Here is a 1,198-nt window from a genome sequence, read left to right on the forward strand (position 1 = left end):
ATACAAAGGCATTAACAATTTGAGGGAACCAACTAACAAAGGAGACTTTAAAATTACTAAACTCTGGTAGATGACTGTTTTCTACTGCGTTTAGCCATAATTGTAGGTGCCTTTCTATGTTAGGTATGCTGTATGTCTTAAATATCTTCCTAAAGGCTAATCTAAGCCCATATGCACGTCGTAGGTCATCGGATATACGCAATATTTCTAACAGCTTTACTCGCTCGCTTTCAGTTAATTTATTAGGGTTCTTCATAAGAACCCTTCGGTTATATTTGAGCGTTCTAGAGTGTGCCACTAGCCTCTTTTGCTCACGCTTACGTACACGCTCGAGCGCCCAATCCACCAAGCGACACACATGATAACGATCTGCCACAATATGTGCGTGAGGGAACATAGTTTGCATCACTAACCTAAATAATGGAGACATATCCATAACGATGTATTTAACCTGTTCTCTAGCTGCTTTAGAAAAGGTTTTAAAGTATTGGATAAGAGCTCGCGTATCTCGTTTAGGTAAAATGTCTGCGATAGAGTGATTGTTTAAATCGGTTATGATAACTTGGTACATTTGACCTTCAGCATTCCCTTTATATTCGTCAATACCTAGTACAGTAGGTAATTGAGAAGGCTTTGGAATGGCTAATTTAGAACAATACCGAATAACTGTGGATACAGAAACATCGCTGCGTTTAGCCATCTCCGTGTAAGATCCTTTTTCTTCAAGTTGTCTAAATAGATACTCCACATTAGTTTTACTGAGTCGCAAATAACGGCAAACAAAAGGGTTCTTTTCTATGAAAGTGTGATTACATTCCTGGCACTTGTAACGTCTTTGTAAGTAGGTAGCAGTCACTATGTGATGTTGTGTAGCGCCAAACTTAACGTCTCTAGGGCGTTTACCTTTAGACTTTCTAGTATGTGCTCCGCAATGTGGACATACTTGCTCAGCTACTGGCATCTCAAGTGTGAAATGCACAGAACCATCATCATTTACTTTCATAAATTTAATATGTTCCTCTTTAATTTTAAAGACAATTTCTGTATAATTGATGTTAGACATATATGACTCATCCTTTCTTAATGGTTTGGTTGCTTTTAATGATACGGTTTGAGTTTGTATATGTCTATTTTATTGCAAAAAAAGAATGTTGGCGACTACTCTTATATGAGTAGCCCCAACATTTATTATAGAGCC

At 37.6% G+C, this 1,198-nt stretch carries 1 protein-coding gene; it reads right to left on the reverse strand.

What is annotated here, in order from left to right:
• Positions 1-1,063, reverse strand: a 1,063-nt coding sequence (locus EO122_RS08125) for an ISL3 family transposase (protein ID WP_127010148.1), incomplete at its 3' end; no start/stop codon positions are given.
• Positions 1,064-1,198 lie beyond the last annotated feature (135 nt).

The organism is Veillonella sp. CHU110 (genome assembly GCF_003992255.1).
Lineage (GTDB): Bacteria > Bacillota > Negativicutes > Veillonellales > Veillonellaceae > F0422.